Source organism: Mesorhizobium sp. Root695 (genome assembly GCF_001428185.1).
Classification (GTDB): Bacteria; Pseudomonadota; Alphaproteobacteria; order Rhizobiales; family Rhizobiaceae; genus Mesorhizobium.
Window position 1 is genome coordinate 73,516 of sequence record NZ_LMHO01000034.1, and the last position, 18,221, is coordinate 91,736.

11 protein-coding genes are annotated in these 18,221 nt (G+C 64.0%); 5 read left to right on the forward strand and 6 right to left on the reverse strand.

Annotation, left to right across the window (positions count from 1 at the left end; genetic code table 11):
• The 3 genes from ASD99_RS23810 to ASD99_RS23820 form a co-directional block, all read right to left on the reverse strand.
• Positions 1–1,269 carry an SAM-dependent methyltransferase gene (locus ASD99_RS23810; RefSeq protein WP_056586103.1) on the reverse strand — a complete coding sequence of 423 codons (1,269 nt, stop codon included), beginning with the start codon at positions 1,267–1,269 and terminating at the stop codon, positions 1–3.
• Positions 1,270–1,634: 365 nt separating this feature from the next.
• On the reverse strand, positions 1,635–3,113 hold the full coding sequence (locus tag ASD99_RS23815; RefSeq protein WP_057145120.1) for a TadE/TadG family type IV pilus assembly protein: 1,479 nt from the start codon (positions 3,111–3,113) through the stop codon (positions 1,635–1,637).
• A gap of 298 nt (positions 3,114–3,411) precedes the next feature.
• Positions 3,412–4,281: a transglutaminase-like domain-containing protein gene (locus tag ASD99_RS23820; RefSeq protein WP_056586098.1), complete on the reverse strand. Its 870-nt coding sequence runs from the start codon at positions 4,279–4,281 to the stop codon at positions 3,412–3,414.
• Between the two features lie 165 nt (positions 4,282–4,446).
• On the opposite strand from ASD99_RS23820, the gene ASD99_RS23825 reads away from it, so the two are divergent.
• Positions 4,447–5,112 (forward strand): HAD-IA family hydrolase, encoded by a 666-nt coding sequence (locus ASD99_RS23825; protein WP_057145121.1) that lies wholly within the window; start codon positions 4,447–4,449, stop codon positions 5,110–5,112.
• A gap of 163 nt (positions 5,113–5,275) precedes the next feature.
• On the opposite strand, the gene ASD99_RS23830 is transcribed toward ASD99_RS23825, so the two are convergent.
• Complete coding sequence (locus tag ASD99_RS23830) at positions 5,276–5,497, reverse strand: DUF1674 domain-containing protein (RefSeq protein WP_056586094.1); 222 nt, start codon at positions 5,495–5,497, stop codon at positions 5,276–5,278.
• A 105-nt stretch (positions 5,498–5,602) separates the two neighbouring features.
• Between ASD99_RS23830 and htpX the strand changes: the two genes are divergently transcribed.
• The 4 genes from htpX (at position 5,603) to purH (ending at position 11,678) form a co-directional block, all read left to right on the forward strand.
• Complete coding sequence (gene htpX / locus ASD99_RS23835) at positions 5,603–6,631, forward strand: zinc metalloprotease HtpX (protein ID WP_057145122.1); 1,029 nt, start codon at positions 5,603–5,605, stop codon at positions 6,629–6,631.
• A complete protein-coding gene (locus ASD99_RS23840; RefSeq protein WP_162256724.1) occupies positions 6,628–8,016 on the forward strand; it encodes an RsmB/NOP family class I SAM-dependent RNA methyltransferase in 1,389 nt (462 codons plus the stop codon). Before htpX ends, ASD99_RS23840 begins: the two co-directional genes overlap by 4 nt.
• A 233-nt stretch (positions 8,017–8,249) precedes the next feature.
• Positions 8,250–9,974, forward strand: a complete 1,725-nt coding sequence (locus ASD99_RS23845; protein WP_056586079.1) for a heparinase II/III family protein — start codon at positions 8,250–8,252, stop codon at positions 9,972–9,974.
• An 87-nt stretch (positions 9,975–10,061) separates the two neighbouring features.
• Complete coding sequence (purH, locus tag ASD99_RS23850; RefSeq protein WP_056586077.1) at positions 10,062–11,678, forward strand: bifunctional phosphoribosylaminoimidazolecarboxamide formyltransferase/IMP cyclohydrolase; 1,617 nt, start codon at positions 10,062–10,064, stop codon at positions 11,676–11,678.
• Positions 11,679–11,717: 39 nt separating this feature from the next.
• Here the strand turns inward: purH and ASD99_RS23855 are convergent, their stop codons facing one another.
• Positions 11,718–13,094 carry an MFS transporter gene (locus tag ASD99_RS23855; protein ID WP_056586074.1) on the reverse strand — a complete coding sequence of 459 codons (1,377 nt, stop codon included), beginning with the start codon at positions 13,092–13,094 and terminating at the stop codon, positions 11,718–11,720.
• A 258-nt stretch (positions 13,095–13,352) separates the two neighbouring features.
• On the reverse strand, positions 13,353–18,167 hold the full coding sequence (locus ASD99_RS23860) for an NAD-glutamate dehydrogenase (protein WP_057145123.1): 4,815 nt from the start codon (positions 18,165–18,167) through the stop codon (positions 13,353–13,355).
• Positions 18,168–18,221 lie beyond the last annotated feature (54 nt).

The window sequence follows — 18,221 nt, forward strand, 5'->3', positions numbered from 1 at the left end:
CTACCGATACAGATCCGCCCGCGTCGGCGGCAGCCCGCTCGGGCCACGCGCGCGCTTGGTGACGACGGTCTGGAAAATCTGTGCCGAGGCGCGTTCGAAGGTGATCGAACAGCCGGTCAGATAAAGCAGCCAGAGGCGCGCCTTGGCTTCTCCTACCTCGGCGATCGCCTCGTCGAACCGCGCGTGCAGACGCTCGGCCCATAGGCGGCAGGTGCGGGCATAATGCTCACGCAGATTCTCGACATCGTAGACGAGGAAGCCGTGGGCTTCGAGATTGCCGAGCGTCATGCCGATCGTGTCGAGTTCGCCGCCGGGGAAGATGTATTTGATCAGCGCCTTGAACTCCGGACCCTTGCGCAAGGTCTTTTTCATGTCGCCCTTGCTGCGCCTGGTGATGGCGTGGTGCAGGTAGATGCCGCCGGGTTTGAGCAGGCGGTGAACGGTCGAAAAGTAGGCGGCGTGGTTGGCGAGGCCTAGATGCTCGAACATGCCGATCGACGATATCTTGTCGAAGCTACCGGTAAGCTCGGCGTAGGATTTTATTTCAATCGTGATCTTGTCCTCCAGCCCCTCGGCGCGAATGCGCTCACGGGCGAGTTGCGTCTGGGCTTCCGACAACGAGACACCGTGGCCGACGACGCCGTAGTTCTTCGCGGCATGGATCAGCATCGCTCCCCAGCCGCAGCCGATGTCGAGCAGCCTCTCGCCGGGCTTCAGCCGCAGCTTGCGGCAGATATGGTCGAGCTTGTCGATCTGCGCCTGGTCGATGCTGTTGGCGAAATCCTTGAAGTAGCCGCAGCTGTAGACCATGCGCTCGTCGAGGAAGAGCCGATAGAAGGCGTTCGAAATGTCATAGTGATGCTGGATCGCTTCCTGGCTCGAACCGCTGACATAAGGATTGCGCCCCGAAAGATCGGTCCGCGCCGTCATCTGTTTCCTTGAAAACAGCACGGCTGGCAGATCACGCAGGATCGCCATCTTCGGCAGCGACTTGATCTTGGTTCTGAGCCTGCCTTGCGACGGCAGGGCGTAGAAATCGAAAATCGTCCCGTCTTCGATGTCTATCGTCTTGGAAATCCACATCTCGATCAGCGTCGACAGGGACGGTCGCTTCACCATCTGCCAGACGATGTCCTGATCGTTGACAGTGAGCACAGGGCCGGTGGCGGGGCCAATGCGCTCGCCGGTCCAGAGCTTGACAGCAAAGCCCGGCTTCAGCGTTTCAACAACCGTTCGAACGATCCGCGCGGCCTTGTCGTTGGCGTCCATGCTTCCTCCCCAAAGCCAGAGCGCCAATGTTGTCTGTTTGCCCCTGGACTGCAAGCCGCCCGTCTGGCCAGCCTGTCTGGAAAGACACACACCCTGCTTTTTGAGGGTGGCACCTTGCCATTTCTCAAATGAGACCCCATCATCTCAGTGTGTTCAACAGATCGAAAGGAGGTGATCCGATGTCGAGTGATTTCGTTTTCCAGAACGTGGCCTCAGCGGATTGCACTTTCGGGAAGCAGTCTTCCCGTTAAGGCGCGAGATGCGCGGCGGAGGACCTCTTGGGTCATCGCCTAGGGCCGCGCCACGGACGGAAACACGGAAGGCCGCCAGCTTCGAAAGAAGCGGCGGCCTTTTACGTTTGCGGATTACTGGGTCAATGCGACCTTTTCGGTGTTGCGGATGATTTCCTGAAAGGCGTCGTTCAATTCGGCCCCGGTGGACACCTCGAAGAAATGTCTCTTGGCGGCGGAGGCGTCTTTCGATGAACAGCCTTTCAGCACCGCCTTTGCCTGGTCCCGCTCGGTTGCCGACATGTCCTTGTTGTTCAGATCGAAGCCGATGGTGAAAATCTCGATGCCGTCATTTTTCATGTTGCCGCACAGCGTTTCGGCGTTGCCGCGCGCAAGGTTGCCCTGGCTGTTGTAGCTGCCCCCGGCACCAGCGAAGGCGGTGTTGAATTGGCCATCGGTCATCAGGATCGCGACCTTGGCGATCTTCTTCGCGTCGGCATCCGAGGCGCCTTTGCCGAGACCGGCATTCTTGATCGCAGTGCGCCATTGCGGCGACAGCATGTAGTAGGTCCACTGAATGGCGATCGCGCCGGCCGTATAACCATCGGCCTGGAAGTCGTCGATCGAACCAAGCAATGCTTCGGAATCGGCAGTCAACGGAATCACTTCCGCATCAGGGCACCTGTTCATTCCTCCGCCATCGAGATGATCATCCCGATTGACCAAGGCATAATATTTCTTGCCGTTCCTGTCGGTGCGAACAGTGTCTGGGCCATCGGCGCTCATATCCGCGTTGCCGTTCTTGTCCTTGCGCTCCGTGGTGCAGTTGTCGGGATGTGGCATCGCCGCGCCGACGATGGAGGTGTAGTCGCTGAAGGAGGGCAGCAGATTTTTGCCCGTCTTGGCGACGAGAAGCGGACTGCCGGCGACGGGTGGCAGCTCAGAGCTCCCTTGCTTCTCGGCATAGACGTTTTCCGCCAGCTTGCCGGCGTTCACCCCTGATGCGTAAGGCACAATCGCGACGCGGATGCGGGGGTTCTTCGGATCCTGGTTCTGCAGCATCGTCAGAACGGCGTTTTTTGCAGCTGCTCTCAGATCGCGGATTTTGTCGACCTTGCCGCGCTTCCTCATCGATCCTGTTATGTCGAGCATCATCGCCACTTCGACGGTCTTGTCCGAATAGAGCGCCGTCGTTGAAGCGGTGACGCGCTTCATGTCACCCATGCCAAGAATCGGGAAATACAGGGCGACGTCGACATGGGCGTCCGCCTGGACCGTCTTGGCGGTCTTGCTGACAATCAGGCTGTCGAGCACGATCTGATCGACCCGCAGGATGCCGGCCTGGCTGTTGGCGTCGAGAAAGGCCTGCACCGATTTGTTGGCGTCGGCTTCCTTGATGACGCCGGTCGTCAGGTCGCGCGCCGTCGACGTGACCGCGGCGTCGACCACGCCCTGAAGGCTCGATCTGGCATTGTACAGCTGCGAGACGTTGACGGAAAAGCCGACGCTCAGCGCCAAGACCGAGGCAGCAAGGCCGAACAGGACTGCGAAATTTCCACCGCGATCCCTGGCGAACCCGCCGACCGCGTGAACAAGACCCCCGTAATTCCGCATCCTACAGCCTCCACTCGCCTCGGCCTCGTCGCCGCAGGAAGGACAATGCAGGATTCCAGCCGGATGACGCCGCCGCGCCCTGGAGGGCTGGCTGCTCAACACCAACGCATTGTTTTTGTTTGGTTTCGAGCTTCACAAAGGTGAACGATTGGTAAACAAAAAGACACGGCCGCGGCTTCGTTTACAAACCGCTTACCATCATCTGACCTAAGATCGCAGGAATGCCCGATGACGTCCTGTTGCGGCACAGGGCTTGTGTGCCGAAGCGGACCAGATGTTCCGAGACCGTAGAACGTGTTTAGGCCAGCATCCGTGCGCTGACCGTCCTGTCGATGCCGTGATAGGGCGGGTTGAACAAATTGCCTTCCTGTTCGTAGGTCCACACCTTGAACAGGCTGAGCCGGTGCGGGCCGAAGCTGTGCAGCAGCGGCACGTCGGTGGCGTCACGGCCGCGCGCGATGACGACGCGGCCGGTCCTCGGCGTGTTGTGGCGGGCATCGAACGTGTACCATTTGCCGTCGAGGAACACTTCCAGCCAAGCCGAGAAGTCCATCGGCGCCGGATCGACCGGCACGCCGATGTCGCCGAGATAGCCGTTCACATAGCGCGCCGGAATGTTCATGCAGCGGCACAGCGTGATCGCCAGATGGGCGAAGTCACGGCAGACGCCGACCCGTTCCTCATGCGCCTGCGCCGCGGTGCGGGTCGAGCGTGCATAGCCGTAGCCGAAGGACAGCCGGTTGTGGACATAATCGACGATAGCCTGCACGCGGGCCCAGCCCGGCGGGACATGGCCAAAGAGCTGCCAGGCCAGGCCGCTCAGATGATCCGTCTCGCAATAGCGGCTGCCCAGCAGATAACCAAGCACCTCGTCGGGCAATTCCGCCACCGGCACTTCCCTGGCCAGCGTGTTGACCTCGTCAGTGTCGCCGCTGTCCTCGACGACCGCATCGTAAAGGATGCGAAAGCCGCCGGCGGGGGCGGTGAAGCGGCGGCAGGCATTGCCGTACAGATCGTGGTAGAGCTTGGTCGGCACCGACGGCGAGGTCAGCACGCGCGTCTGCCGCTTGATGTCGGCCTGGCGGTCCTTGTGGATCTCAAGCAGCGAAATCACCGGGGTGGCCTCGGTGCATTCGATGGCGATTTCGTAGCCGAGCCGGATCAGCATCGCAGTCCCCCTTCGATCGTCGCGAAAAACAGTTTTGCTCAAACGCGAAAAGACTGGCGTGGTTCCCTGGGCCGATTGAAAAGCCCGGCCCATGTCTTCCCCTGCCGTGGCCGAGACGTTAGGTTCGGGAACGCCACAAGCGCTCCCCCGGACTCAAGGAAAATCATGTATTCAGGCAGAAAATTCGCGGCCTTCCTCTTCGATATGGACGGCACGCTCATCAATTCCATCGCCTCGGCGGAACGGGTGTGGAGCGATTGGGCAAGCCGCCAGGGCCTCGACGTTGCCGCCTTCCTGCCGACTATCCATGGCGTACGGGCGATCGAGACCATCACCGGCCTGGCACTCCCGGGCGTAGACCCGGCGTACGAGGCTGATCTGCTGCTGAAGGCCGAGGCAGCCGATCTGGACGGCATTCTCCAGATCGCCGGCGCGGCGGCGTTTCTCAATTCGCTGCCGCCCGAGCGCTGGGCGATCGTGACCTCAGCGCCGCGTGAACTGGCGCTGTTGCGCATGCAGGCCGCCGGCATCCCTGTCCCTTCCGTCCTCGTCGCGGCGGAAGATGTCTCCTGCGGCAAGCCGGCGCCCGATTGCTTCCGGCTTGGCGCGGAACGGCTGGGCTTCGATGCGCGCGACTGCCTCGTGTTCGAGGATGCTCCGGCTGGCATCACCGCAGCCGAGGCGGCGGGCGCGGCGGTCATGGTCATCAACGCCACGCACAAGCATCCCTTGCCAACGCAGCATGCCGCGATCGCAGGCTACGACACGGTTGGCATCACCATCGACGAGCATGGCTGGATCGCGCTGGAACCGCAGCGCAGCGCCGCCTAAAGATGTAGCGCAACGCCGTCTAAAGGTGTGTTGAGATTCAGGTCAGGCTGAGACGAAAGCGTTGGTTTCCGAGAACCGGAGCAGAGCGTACTAAAGTACGTGAGCACCGGAAGCGCAGGAAACCAACGCTTGCAGGCCAGCATCACCTGAATATCAACATACCTTAGAAGTCGCTGGTCAGGCCCTTGACCTCCCAGTCGCCATAGCGGCCGGGCTCCTTGCCGCCACGGCCGCCGATTTCCTTCGGCGCTGCCGCTTCTTTCTCCAAATATTTTACACGCCTTGCTTCGGCCTCCGCGAGCGCCCGTCTGGCTGCCGGCGTCAGCGCCTTTGGCGAGGGATCATGGCCAAGGTCGGCATCGATTTTACTGGTTTCGTCGTTCACGCGATACTTCCAACGGATTGAAACAGGAACTGGCGTTTCCCATCATATAGCGATGAACGCACGACTATCGACCCCCTTTCACCACCAGTTGGACAGGAGCAGACGATGAACACCATCCGCACCGCCATGCTTCTTGCCGCGATAACCGCACTGTTCATGGGCGTCGGCTTCTTGATCGGCGGATCGGGCGGCATGATGATCGCTTTCCTGTTCGCCGCCGGCACCAATCTGTTCAGCTACTGGAACGCCGACAAGATGGTGCTGTCGATGAACCGCGCCGTCGAGGTCGACGAAAGGAACGCGCCCGAATATTACGCCATCGTCCAGTCGCTGGCCAAACAGGCCGACCTGCCGATGCCGAAGACCTATCTGATCGACAATCCGCAGCCGAACGCCTTCGCCACCGGCCGCAACCCGCAGAACGCCGCGGTCGCCGCCTCCACCGGCCTTTTGCAGGCGCTGACGCATGAAGAGGTCGCCGCGGTCATGGCGCACGAGCTCGCCCATGTGCAGCACCGCGACACGCTGACCATGACGATCGTCGCCACCTTTGCCGGCGCCATCTCGATGCTCGGGAATTTCGCCTTCTTCTTCGGCGGCAATCGCGACAACGACGACAACAACAACAACCCGTTCGGCTTTGTCGGCGTGCTGGCGGCGATGATCGTGGCGCCCTTTGCCGCGATGGTCGTGCAGATGGCGGTCAGCCGCACCCGCGAATACGAGGCCGACCGGCGCGGTGCCGAAATCTGTGGACACCCGCTCTGGCTGGCGTCGGCCCTTGACAAGATCGCCCGCGGCGCCGAACGCATCCGCAACCCCGATGCCGAGCGCAATCCGGCAACCGCGCATCTCTTCATCATCAATCCTCTTTCCGGCGAGCGCATGGACAGTCTGTTTTCCACCCACCCAAGCACAGAAAACCGCATCGCCGCCTTGCAGGCGATGGCGCAGCAGATGCAAGGCAGCGAAACCCAGGCCGCTCCGCGCCAGGCGCCACGGCAGGCGGACGAACAGCGGCCATCCGGCCCGTGGGGCGAGGCCGCGCAGCCCGAGCAGCCGGCGGAGCCCGCCAGGCCGAAATCCAACCCGTGGGGCCGCAACCCGACCGGACCCAAGGGCCGGTGGTCGTGAGCGTGGCGGACAGAGGACCTCGACGCACGGTTTCAGGTGATCAGGAACACAAGGACGGCGGCGACTTCGTTGCCGGCCTCGCCGCACGCAAGGCGGCGGCGCGCCTGCTTGCCGCCGTCATCGACGCCAGGACGCCGCTCGACGGCCTGACCGATCACGAAAACGGCCACCCGCAATACAGGGCGCTCGATTTGCGCGATCGCGGCCTCGTGCGCGCCATTCTGGTCACCGCGCTACGCTATCGCATGACCATATCAGGGCTGCTGGCGCGACGCCTGGAGAAGCCGCTGCCGCCCAATGCCACTGCTTTGTCGCACATCTTGCATGTGGCGGCGGCCCAGATCCTGTTCCTCGACATCCCCGACAGCGCCGCAGTCGACCTGGCCGTGACCCACGCCAAGTCCGATCCGCGCACGGTGCGCTTCTCCGGCCTCGTCAATGGCGTGCTGCGCACGCTCGCGCGCGCCAAGGAAACGGAATTGCCTGCCGCCCTTGCCGCCACCGACGAAGCGCCCAAATGGTTTTCCGACCGGCTGAAGTCCACCTATGGCCCTGAGAAGGCCAGGCAGATCCTGGCAGCCCACCGCGTTGAGGCGCCGGTCGATTTCTCGGTCAAGGCCGATCCCGAGCTTTGGGCCGAAAAGCTCGGCGGCATCGTTCTGCCGACCGGCACGGTCCGGGTGGAAAAGCTTGTTGGACCCGTCATCGAATTGCCCGGCTTTGCCGAGGGCGCCTGGTGGGTCCAGGATGCCGCGGCCAGTCTGCCGGCCCGGCTGTTCGGCGATGTCAGGGGGCTTCGTGTCGCCGATCTCTGCGCAGCTCCCGGCGGCAAGACCGCTCAGCTCATTCTCGCCGGCGCCAAGGTCACCGCCGTCGACACCTCGAAAAACCGGCTAATGCGGCTGACGCAGAACCTCGACCGCCTCGGCCTGTCCGCCGAGATCGTCCCGGCCGACCTGCTCAAATACGAGCCGAAGGAATTGTTCGACGCCGTTCTTCTCGACGCGCCCTGCTCGTCGACCGGCACGGTGCGGAGGCATCCCGACGTGCCATGGACCAAGACGGCGGCCGATGTCGAGAAACTCGCCGACCTGCAACGCAGGCTGCTCGCCCGCACTGTTACGCTGGTGAAACCCGGCGGCAGGATCGTCTTTTCCAACTGCTCGCTCGACCCGCTCGAAGGCGAGGATCTCCATCGCGCCTTTCTGGCCGGCAGGGCTGACATAGCCAACGATCCGCTGCGGCAAGGTGAGATTGCCGGCATCGATCCGTTCCTGACGCCGCAAGGCACGCTGCGCACCACGCCCGCCGACCTGGACCTCGGCGCGCCGGAGCGCTCGGGCCTCGACGGCTTCTTCGCCGCCCGGATGCGTCGAGCCGGCTAATGTATGCCGCAGCGGTTTTGGGGCAACGACATATGTGAAACACAACCCTGAGGTGCTTCGCATCGGATTACAGCGGCGCGCTTTGGGATTTAACTGACTGGATTTAATGACTTTTTTAGGGAGGCTCGGGGGCAAAACCGGGTGAACCGGCACGGTCCCGTGGAATTCGCCTTCGCACGAGTCGTTCAATCATGTAAACTCGGCGCCGGGGTAGAGGACGATCAGGAGGGGTTTTGGCACTTGCTGCCAGCAGCACGACGCGTCTGTGGACGCTTGTCGCGAAGGAGTTCTGGCGCAAGACGCGCCGACGCCTGCGTGCCGGGCCTGTCTATCGCTGGCGCTATTCCGGCCGCACGCCCGAACGTGTGCTCATAGCGCCGCCTGACCTGCGCCTCGCCGACCCGCAGATTGCACTCGAGATTTATTACGGCCGCTATCCCCTGTCGGGACATCTGGTCGAGACCGGGGGCAAGTCGCCTTTCCAGATCACCGTACCCAATCACGGCTGGCAGAAGACGCTGCACGGTTTTCGCTGGCTGCGCCATATGCGCGCCGCCGGCACCGAGCTTGCAGCCGCCAATGCCCGCGCCCTGGTCTCCGACTGGATCGCCATGCATGGCAGCCATATTTCCGGCATCGCCTGGGAGCCAGGCACTACGGCCAAGCGCATCATCGCCTGGCTGCAGCACTCCTCCGTCGTGCTGCAGGGGGCCGAGTTCCCCTTCTACCGCGCTTTCCTGAAGTCGCTCGCCATCCAGATCCGCTACCTCCGGTCGATGGCGCGCGAAATGCCCGACGGCAAGGACAGGCTGCGGGCCCGCATCGCGCTCGCCTTCGCCGCGTTGTCCCTGCCGGCGCCGGCATCGGCACTGCGCGGCGCAACCCGAAACCTTGCCGAGGAACTCGACCGCCAGATCCTCGCCGACGGCGGGCACATTTCGCGCAATCCGATGGTCGTCCTGGAAATCCTCGCCGACCTTCTGCCGCTGCGCCAGACCTATGCCAACCAGGCGGAGACGCCGCCGCAGGCACTGATCGGCGCCATCGACCGCATGCTGCCGGCGCTGCGCTTCTTCCGCCATCAGGACGGCAGCCTCGCCCGCTTCAACGGCATGGGCGCCACCATCCACGACCGCATCGCCACCATCCTGCGCCACGACGATACCGCTGGCGCGCCCCTGCTGCATGCGCCGCATTCCGGCTATGAGCGCCTGTCGATGGGTGGCAGCACGGTCATCGCCGACACCGGCCTGCCGCCGCCGGTCGACGTGTCCAACGCAGCACACGCCAGCTGCCTCGCCTTCGAACTGTCGTCCGGCCGCCAGCACTACATCGTCAACGCCGGCATCGACACCTATGGCGCAGCTGAATTCCGGCCGCTGGCGCGCGCCACCGCCGCGCACTCGACCGCCACCATCAACGACACCTCGTCGGCACGCTTCAGCCATTCGCTGCGCGTCAACGACCTGCTCGGTTCGCCGTTGATCGGCGGCCCGCAGCATGTGCAGTGCAAGCGTACCGACCAGAAGGGCGTTCAGGGGTTCATCGCCCGCCACGACGGCTATGTCCCGCGCTTCGGCTTCCTGCATGAGCGCGAGCTGAAACTGTCGGCGAACGGCAATGTGCTGGCCGGCAGAGACCGTTTCCAGCGCCCCGGCAACGCTGCAATCCGCAACAACGGACGCGACTTCGTCACCATCCGCTTCCACGTCCACCCCGACATCAACCTCCTGCAGGACGAGCATGATCGCCTGGTGCTGGCCGCAGATCAGGCCGACACCTGGGTGTTCACATCAGCCGAAGTGGTGCCGGAGGTCGAGGAATCGATCTATTTCGCCGGTCTCGGCGGCCCCCGCCGCAGCCGCCAGATCGTGCTAGCCTTCAAGGCCTCGGAAGTCGCCGAAGTCCACTGGCAGCTGACGCGCACCCGCATAGCCGGTTACCCGGAAAACAACTGAGCTTGCCTGACCGCCGGTTTGATTTCCGGGCGGCATGTGCTACGGGCGCGGGCATCCATCACACAAGCCGTGAAAGGCCGCCAGCCCATGGCCGTCGCCGCCAAGAACATTCCCGCACCTGACCTCGTTCCCGTGCGTCGCGCCCTGCTCTCCGTCTTCGACAAGACCGGCCTCATCGATTTCGCCACGGCGCTGGCAGCAGCTGGTGTCGAACTGGTCTCGACCGGCGGCACGGCAAAGGCGATCGCTGAAGCGGGCCTGGCGGTGCGCGACGTCTCCGAGCTCACCGGTTTTCCCGAGATCATGGATGGCCGCGTCAAGACCTTGCATCCCAGCGTGCATGGCGCGCTGCTGGGCGTGCGCGACGACCCGGAGCATTCCGCGGCAATGCGCAAATACGGCATCGAGCCGATCGATCTCGTCGTCTCCAATCTCTATCCGTTCGAGGAGGTCCGCCGCTCCGGCGCCGACTACGCATCGATCGTCGAGAACATCGATATTGGCGGGCCGGCGATGATCCGCGCCTCGGCCAAGAACCACGCCTATGTCGCCATCGTCACCGATCCCGGCGACTACGCCTCGGTGCTGAACGCGCTGGAGATGAACATCGGCTCGCTGTCGCTGGATTTCCGCAAGAAGCTGGCGGCCAAGGCCTTTGCCCGCACCGCCACCTATGACGCTGCGATCTCCGGTTGGTTCGCCGAAGCGCTCGAGATCGAGCATCCGACATGGCGCGCCTTTGGCGGCAGGCTTGTCGAGGTGATGCGCTACGGCGAGAACCCGCATCAGAGCGCCGGCTTCTACGTCAACGGCGACAAGCGGCCGGGCGTCGCCACGGCGCGCCAGCTGCAGGGCAAGCAGCTGTCCTACAACAACATCAACGACACCGACGCCGCCTTCGAACTGGTCGGCGAATTCGATCCGGCACGCTCCGCCGCCGTCGCCATTATCAAGCACGCCAACCCGTGCGGTGTCGCCGAAGGCACCTCGCTAAAGGCGGCCTACGCCAAGGCGCTCGCCTGCGACCCGGTCTCGGCCTTCGGCGGCATCGTCGCCATGAATCGCGTCCTCGACGCCGAAGCCGCCGAAGAAATCGTCAAGACCTTCACCGAGGTGATCATCGCGCCCGGCGCGACCGGCGAGGCAGCGGCGATCGTCGCGGCGAAGAAGAACCTGCGCCTGCTGGTCGCCGGCGGCCTGCCGGACCCGCGCACATCAGGCACGACGGTCAAATCCGTCGCCGGCGGCATGCTCGTCCAGGGCCGGGACAATGCCGTGGTCGACGACCTCGAGCTGAAAGTGGTGACCAAGCGCGCGCCGACGCCCGCCGAAATGGCCGACCTCAAATTCGCCTTCCGCATCGCCAAGCACGTCAAGTCGAACGCCATCGTCTACGTCAAGGACGGCGCCACCGTCGGCATCGGCGCCGGCCAGATGAGCCGGGTCGATTCCTCACGCATCGCCGCCCGCAAAGCGCTCGACGCCGCCGAGGCCGCGGGCCTTGCCGAACCGCTGACCAAGGGTTCGGTCGTCGCCTCCGACGCTTTCTTCCCCTTCGCCGATGGATTGCTGTCGGCGATCGCCGCCGGCGCCACCGCCGTCATCCAGCCCGGCGGCTCGATGAACGACAAGGACGTCATCGCCGCCGCCGACGAGCACGGCATCGCCATGGTGTTTACGGGTGTGAGGCATTTCAGGCATTAGCGCCCTTTCCTTCTCCCTTGGGAGAGAAGGGAAGAGCGGCTATTCGCTTGGCCGGTCCGCCGGATAGGGCGTCTTGATCAGGATCGCCATGCCGACCCCAAGGAACAGCACGATCACCGCCATGCCGAGCCGCGCCGAGCCGCTGGCCAGGGTGACGGATGCGACCATGAACGGCGCCAGGAAACTGGTCGCCCGCCCGGCCAGCGCATAAATGCCGAAATAGCGGCCGGATTCTGCCGCCGTGACGCTGCGCGCCATGTAGGACCGCGACGACGCCTGCACCGGCCCGAAAGCCACGCCGATCAGCAGGCCGAAAAAGATGTAGGCCTTTTCCGCCGCCGTGCCGAACAGGCCGCCACTGTCCGGTCCAGGCATCATCCAGAGGCCGAACAAAGTGTAGCCCGGTCCGGTCGAGACGATGCCGATCGTGGCGATGCTGAGCAGGACCAGCGAAATCATCACGATGGTTTTTGAGCCAAGCGCCATGTCGAGACGGGCTGCAACCAGGCAGCCGAAGATGGCGACGACGTTGAGAATGATGCCGAAAATACCGATCTCCGTGATCGACCAATGGAACATTGCAGCCGCAAAAGTGCCACCCAGCGCCAGCAGCGCATTGACTCCGTCCTGATAGATCATGCGGGCGACAAGGAAGCGGAAGATGCCGCTGCGCTTGCGCACCTCACCCAGTGTTACTTTCAGCTCCGCCAATCCCTCTCGCACCGCCGGACCGATCGGCAGGCCCTTGATGGCATCGGGGGTGAAGAAGAACATCGGCAGGATGAACAGGAAGTACCAGCCGGCCGACAAAGGCCCGGTGGCGCGTGCATCCTCGCCGAGCTTCGGGTCGAGCCCGAACAGCGGCTCGATGCCGATGATCGTCTTGCCGGTCTCCGGCGAACCGGCCATGCAGGCGACGACGAAGATCAGCGCAATCATGCCGCCGAGATAACCAAGGCCCCAGGCCATGTTGGAAATCCGGCCGATCTCGCTCTTCGGCACCAGCCGCGGCATCATCGAATCGTTGAACACGGTCGAAAACTCGGCCGCGACCGATGCCAGCGAGAACAACAGCACGACCAGGAAAAGGTTAGAGCCGGGGGCCGCGAACCACAACAGGCAAAGGCTTGTGATCTTGACCGCGGCGAAAAACGCGATCCACGGCTTGCGCGGTCCGGTCTGGTCGGCGATCGAGCCGAGGATCGGCGACAGCACGGCGATGACAAGGCCGGCCGCGGCGATGCCGTAGCCCCAGGCCGCCTGGCCGGTTTCCGGATTGCTGGCCATGCGCGAGACGAAGTAGGGCCCGAAGATGAAAGTGGTGACGACCGTGAAGAACGGCTGCGCCGCCCAGTCGAACAGCATCCATCCCCAGATGCCGCGCCCGGACGCGCGCTGCACTGCTACCTCGGTCATGTCCCCTCCGATCGCCTCATGTCGCTGGCGGCTCGCGCCATGTCTGCATGTTTTCCGATGGGCACGCAAACGAACAAGCGTCGCGTCGCCGTTCATTGGCTTGTCCCCTTGATTTCCGAGTGAACGGGGCATGGGCGCCAACCCCGACCTCCCCCTTGTAGGTCGGACCGAGGGTCCGGGTGGGTCCGGCGCCACCCCCCACCCCGCTGCTTCGCAGCGACCTCCCCACAAGCGGGAGGGTAACGCCAGGCTTCGAGACTACATCCCCGTAAGATCGCTGATCAGCCCCGACGCGACCGACAGCCGCGACACGGTGATGTCGCCGCCCTCGGTCAGCGCCTGCAGCCTCTCGCGGATGCGCGCCACCCGCTCGCCACCGGCTTCCAGCCAGGCCGCCACCGGATCGGCCGTCTTGGCGTGGCCGGTGAGTGCCGCCACCGCGATGCCGCGCCGTGCCGCGCCGATCGTATCGGTGGCGCGCGAAAGCGCCATCTGATCGTAGTAGTCCGAGGGCGTTATCGAGCGTGCCGCGTCCTCGACACGCGGGATGCGGAAGGCATCGCTGACCGCGAAGAACGCCTTGGCAGCGGCGACGATGTCGGCGCCGGCGGTGCGTGCCGTCAGCGCGATGTCGGGGATGAGTTCCGCCACCTCGCTCAGCGCCAGCTGTTCGGCCAGCCTTTCTGGCGCGCCGCTCTTGAACAGCCCGTGGCGTTTCTCTTCGATCCGCTCGCGCGAGAAGGCCGGCAGCAGCGAAACGAGCTTGGGTTCCAGCGCCTTGCGGGCTTCCTGCAGCTCAGTGATGCGCTGGCCAAGGGGTGCCGTGCCGGCATCGTTCTTCAGGTACCAGCCGCTGGTCACGTAGATCAGCCGGCTGACCATCTGATAGAGATCGAGCTGCACCTGGCCGTCGATCTGGTTGTCGAGCGCGTCGATCTCGCGATAGAGCGCCGGCAGCGCAAAACCGTCGCGCACGACGGCGAAAGTACGCACCACGTCGGCGGCGGTGCACCCCGTGGCTTCCTGCAGCCGGTCGACGAAGGACGGGCCGCCGCGATTGACCAGATCGTTGGCGACGACCCGGGTGATGATCTCGCGGCGCAGCCTGTGGCCATGGATCTCAGTGGCGTATTTCTTCGCCATCCGGTCCGGGAAATAGCCCATCAGGTCGCGGTCGAAATGCGCATCGTCCGGCACGTCGCTGGCGACGACGTCGGAAAACAGCACGATCTTGGCATAGGCGAGCAGAACGCCGAGCTCGGCCCGTGTCAGCGGTTCGCCGCGCGCTTCGCGCTCGGCAAGTGCCGCAGGCGACGGCAGCGTCTCCACGGCACGGTCGAGCAGGCCGCGTGCCTCCAGCGCCGTCATGAAACGGCTTTGGTGCGCGATGTCGGCAAGGCCGCGCTTGCGGGCGATCGAAAGCGCCAGCGTCTGCTGGTAGTTGTTGGACAGCACCAGCGAGCCGACCTCCTCGGTCATCTCGGCCAGCAGCTTGTTGCGTGCCGGCCGCGTCAACGATCCCTTGCGCATGGCGGACGCCAGCGCGATCTTGATGTTGACCTCGACGTCGGAGCAGTTGACGCCGCCAGAATTGTCGATGGCGTCGGAGTTGCAGCGGCCGCCATTCAGGCCGAACTCGATGCGCGCCCGCTGCGTGACGCCGAGATTGGCGCCCTCGCCGATGACCTTGGCGCGCACGTCGAGCGCGGTGATGCGGATAGCGTCATTGGCTCGGTCGCCGACCTCGGCATTGGTTTCGGTGGATGCCCGCAAATATGTGCCGATGCCGCCGAACCAGAGAAGATCGACCGGCGCCTTGAGGATGGCGGTCATGATCTCGACCGGCGTGGCGGTGGTTTTGCCCAGGCCGATCGCCGCCGCTGCTGCCGCCGGCAAGGTGATCGACTTCTGGTTGCGCGAGACGATGATGCCGCCTTCCGACAGTTTCGTCTTGTCGTAGTCCTGCCAGCTCGAACGCGGCAAAGCGAACATGCGCTCGCGCTCGGCCATCGAAGCCGCCATGTCGGGATCGGGATCGATGAAGATATCGCGATGGTCGAAGGCGGCGATCAGCCTGGTCTTCGGCGACAACAGCATGCCGTTGCCGAACACGTCCCCCGACATGTCGCCGACACCGACGACGGTGAAGGGCGAGGTCTGGATGTCGCGGTTGATCTCGCGGAAATGCCGCTTGACCGCCTCCCAGGCGCCCTTGGCGGTGATGCCCATCTTCTTGTGGTCATAACCGGCCGAGCCGCCGCTGGCGAAGGCGTCGTCGAGCCAGAAGCCATGCTTCTCGCTAATCGCGTTGGCGGTGTCGGAGAAAGTCGCCGTGCCCTTGTCGGCGGCAACGACGAAATACGGATCGTCCGGGTCGCGGCGCACGACACCAGCCGGCGGGATGACACCGTCGAGGCCGATATTGTCGGTGATCGATAGCAGGCTGGAGACGAAGTTCTTGTAGGCCGATGTGCCGGCCTCGAAGATCGCATCGCGGCTGCCGCCCACCGGCAGGCGCTTGGGGAAGAAGCCGCCCTTTGCGCCTACCGGCACGATGACGGCATTCTTGACCTGCTGCGCCTTGACCAGGCCGAGCACCTCGGTGCGGTAGTCCTGGGCGCGGTCCGACCAGCGCAGGCCGCCGCGGGCCACCGGGCCGAAGCGAAGATGCACGCCCTCGACCTCGGAGCCATAGACGAAGATCTCCCGCCACGGCCGCGGCGCCGGCAAACCGTCGACCGCATGCGAATCGAGCTTGATCGCCAGCGATTGGCCTTTAGCCCTCGTATCGGCAACGAAATGATTGGTGCGCAGCGAGGCTTCGATCAGGTTGAGGTAGCGCCGGATGATGGTGTCGTCGTCGATATTCGGCACATCTTCCAGCGCCTCCTTGATCTTGGCCTTGAGATGCTTTGCCGCCACGACGCCTTCCCCTTCGGCCGTCGGACCAAGCCGGGCGATGAACAGCGCATGCAGGCCGCGCGCGATGTCGGGATAGCGATTGAGCGCGGCGGCGATGAAATCTTGGCTTTGCGGGATGCCGACCTGCTGCAGGTAGCGGCCATAGGCCCGCAGGATGGTGATCTCGCCCGACCACAGACCGGCGGTCTGGGCGAGGCCGTTATAGCCGTCATTGTCGACGTCGCCGCGCCAGACGGACAGGAAGGCGTCCTCGAACAGGGCGCCGCTGTCCGTCAAGTCGATCGGCTTGCCGTAGCTGTTTTCCAGCTCCATGTCGTGGATGAAGACCATGCCGGGCTGATCACTATTGATCATGCCGGACTGGTCGTCGCCGACCTCGAAAGTGCGTTCGCTGATGACGCGAAAGCCGATGTTTTCCAGCACCGGCACCCGACGCGACAGCGCCACCGGACTGCCATGGTGATAGATCTTCAGCGCCGCCTGGTGCGGCTTCTGCTCGGCATGGCGATAATAGTCGATGGCGATCGGATTGCTGGCGCTGATTTTGGCAATGCGCCCGGCATCGGCCAGCGCCACCGCCGCGCTGAACGAATCGCGGTAGCTTTCCGGCAGCCGCGCGGCGATGCGCTTCAACGCCTGGTCGGAGCCACTGGCCTCCGCCGCATCGGAAAGGGCATCTTCCCAGGTACGCACGATGTCGCGGATCGCCGCCTCGATCGTCGCTTGCTCGACCTTGGGCGTCTTGCCGCCGGAACGGCCGATGATGAAATGCACGCGCGCCAGCCCGCCTTCGGGGAAGGCCGGGTAGTAGGCCGACAACCGGCCTTCGAACACGGTCTTCAGATAGCTGCCGATCTTCTCGCGCACGACGCTGTCGTAACGGTCGCGCGGCACGAAGACGAGGATCGAGACGAAGCGGTCGAACTGGTCGGCGCGCACCAGCGCCCGCACGCGCGGCCGCTCGACCAGGCCGAGAATGGCGGCGGCGTGCTTCCTCAGGATCGGCACCGGCACCTGGAACAATTCGTCGCGCGGATAGCTCTCCAAAACGTTGATCAGCGCCTTGCCGGAGTGATCGTGCCGGTCGAAGCCGGACTTGGCGATGATGGTTTCGGCCTTTGATCGAAGATATGGGATCTTCATCACCGAACGCGTGTAGGCGGTCGAGGTGAACAGGCCGACGATGCGCAATTCGCCCGCCAGCGTGCCCTTTGCAGTGTAGGTCTTGATGCCGATGTAATCGAGATAGATGCGGCGATGCACGGAAGACTTTGCGTTTGCCTTGGTGACGATCAGCGGCTCTGGCCCATGCAGGAAGGCGCGGATCTCCGGCGTTGTCGTCACCGCTTCGGTGCCGCGCCTGAGCACGAGCACATCGGGGTCGGTGAGGATGCCGAGGCCGGGCTTGTCTGCGCGCTCCAGCGTGCCGCTTTCCTCGCCGCCGGTGTATTTGAACTCGCGCATGCCGAGGAAGGTGAAATTGTCGTCGCGCAGCCACTCGAGGAAGGCGATGGCCTCGGCAACGCTCTTCTTGTCGAGTGGCACGGCCGAGTAGCGGAACTCGGAAATCGCCTGATCGAGGCGGGCCAGCATCGGCTTCCAGTCGTGCACGGCGGCGTGAACCTGGCCGAGCATCTTGCGCAGCCGCTCTGTCAATCCGCTGGCCTGCTCGGCGGTCAGCCGCGGGATATGGACATGGATGACGCTCAGCCGGTCGTGGTTGCCGTCGTCCTTGGCGAAATTGCCGTCGCCGAGGATTTCATCCACACCGCCTTTGCCGTGGCGCACGACGATGACCGGATGGGTGACCAGCGTCGGTTCGCCTGATGTCTCGGTGATCTCGCCGAGGATGGAATCGAACAGGAATGGCATGTTGTCGTTGACGACGGTGATGACCGTCACCGGGCGGCCGTCTCGCACAACGCCGGAATCGGCATCGACGGCGACGACACACTCGCCTTTTTTGTGAACGGCAATCGCCCGGCCGGCGAGATCTGCGGCGCGTTCGAGGTCGGCCGCTTCATAGGTGGCGATGTCTTCAGCCGGCGCTCGGGCGAGCAGATAGTCGGCAAGCCTGGCTGGCCTTTCCTCCGCTTTTGTCGCTGCCGTGGCTTTTTTCTTCGGCTTGCTCGCGGATTTCACGCTGGCCATGACGCACTTCCCTCCCGTCAATGCTTTTACCACTATGGTAGCAGATGACCGCTG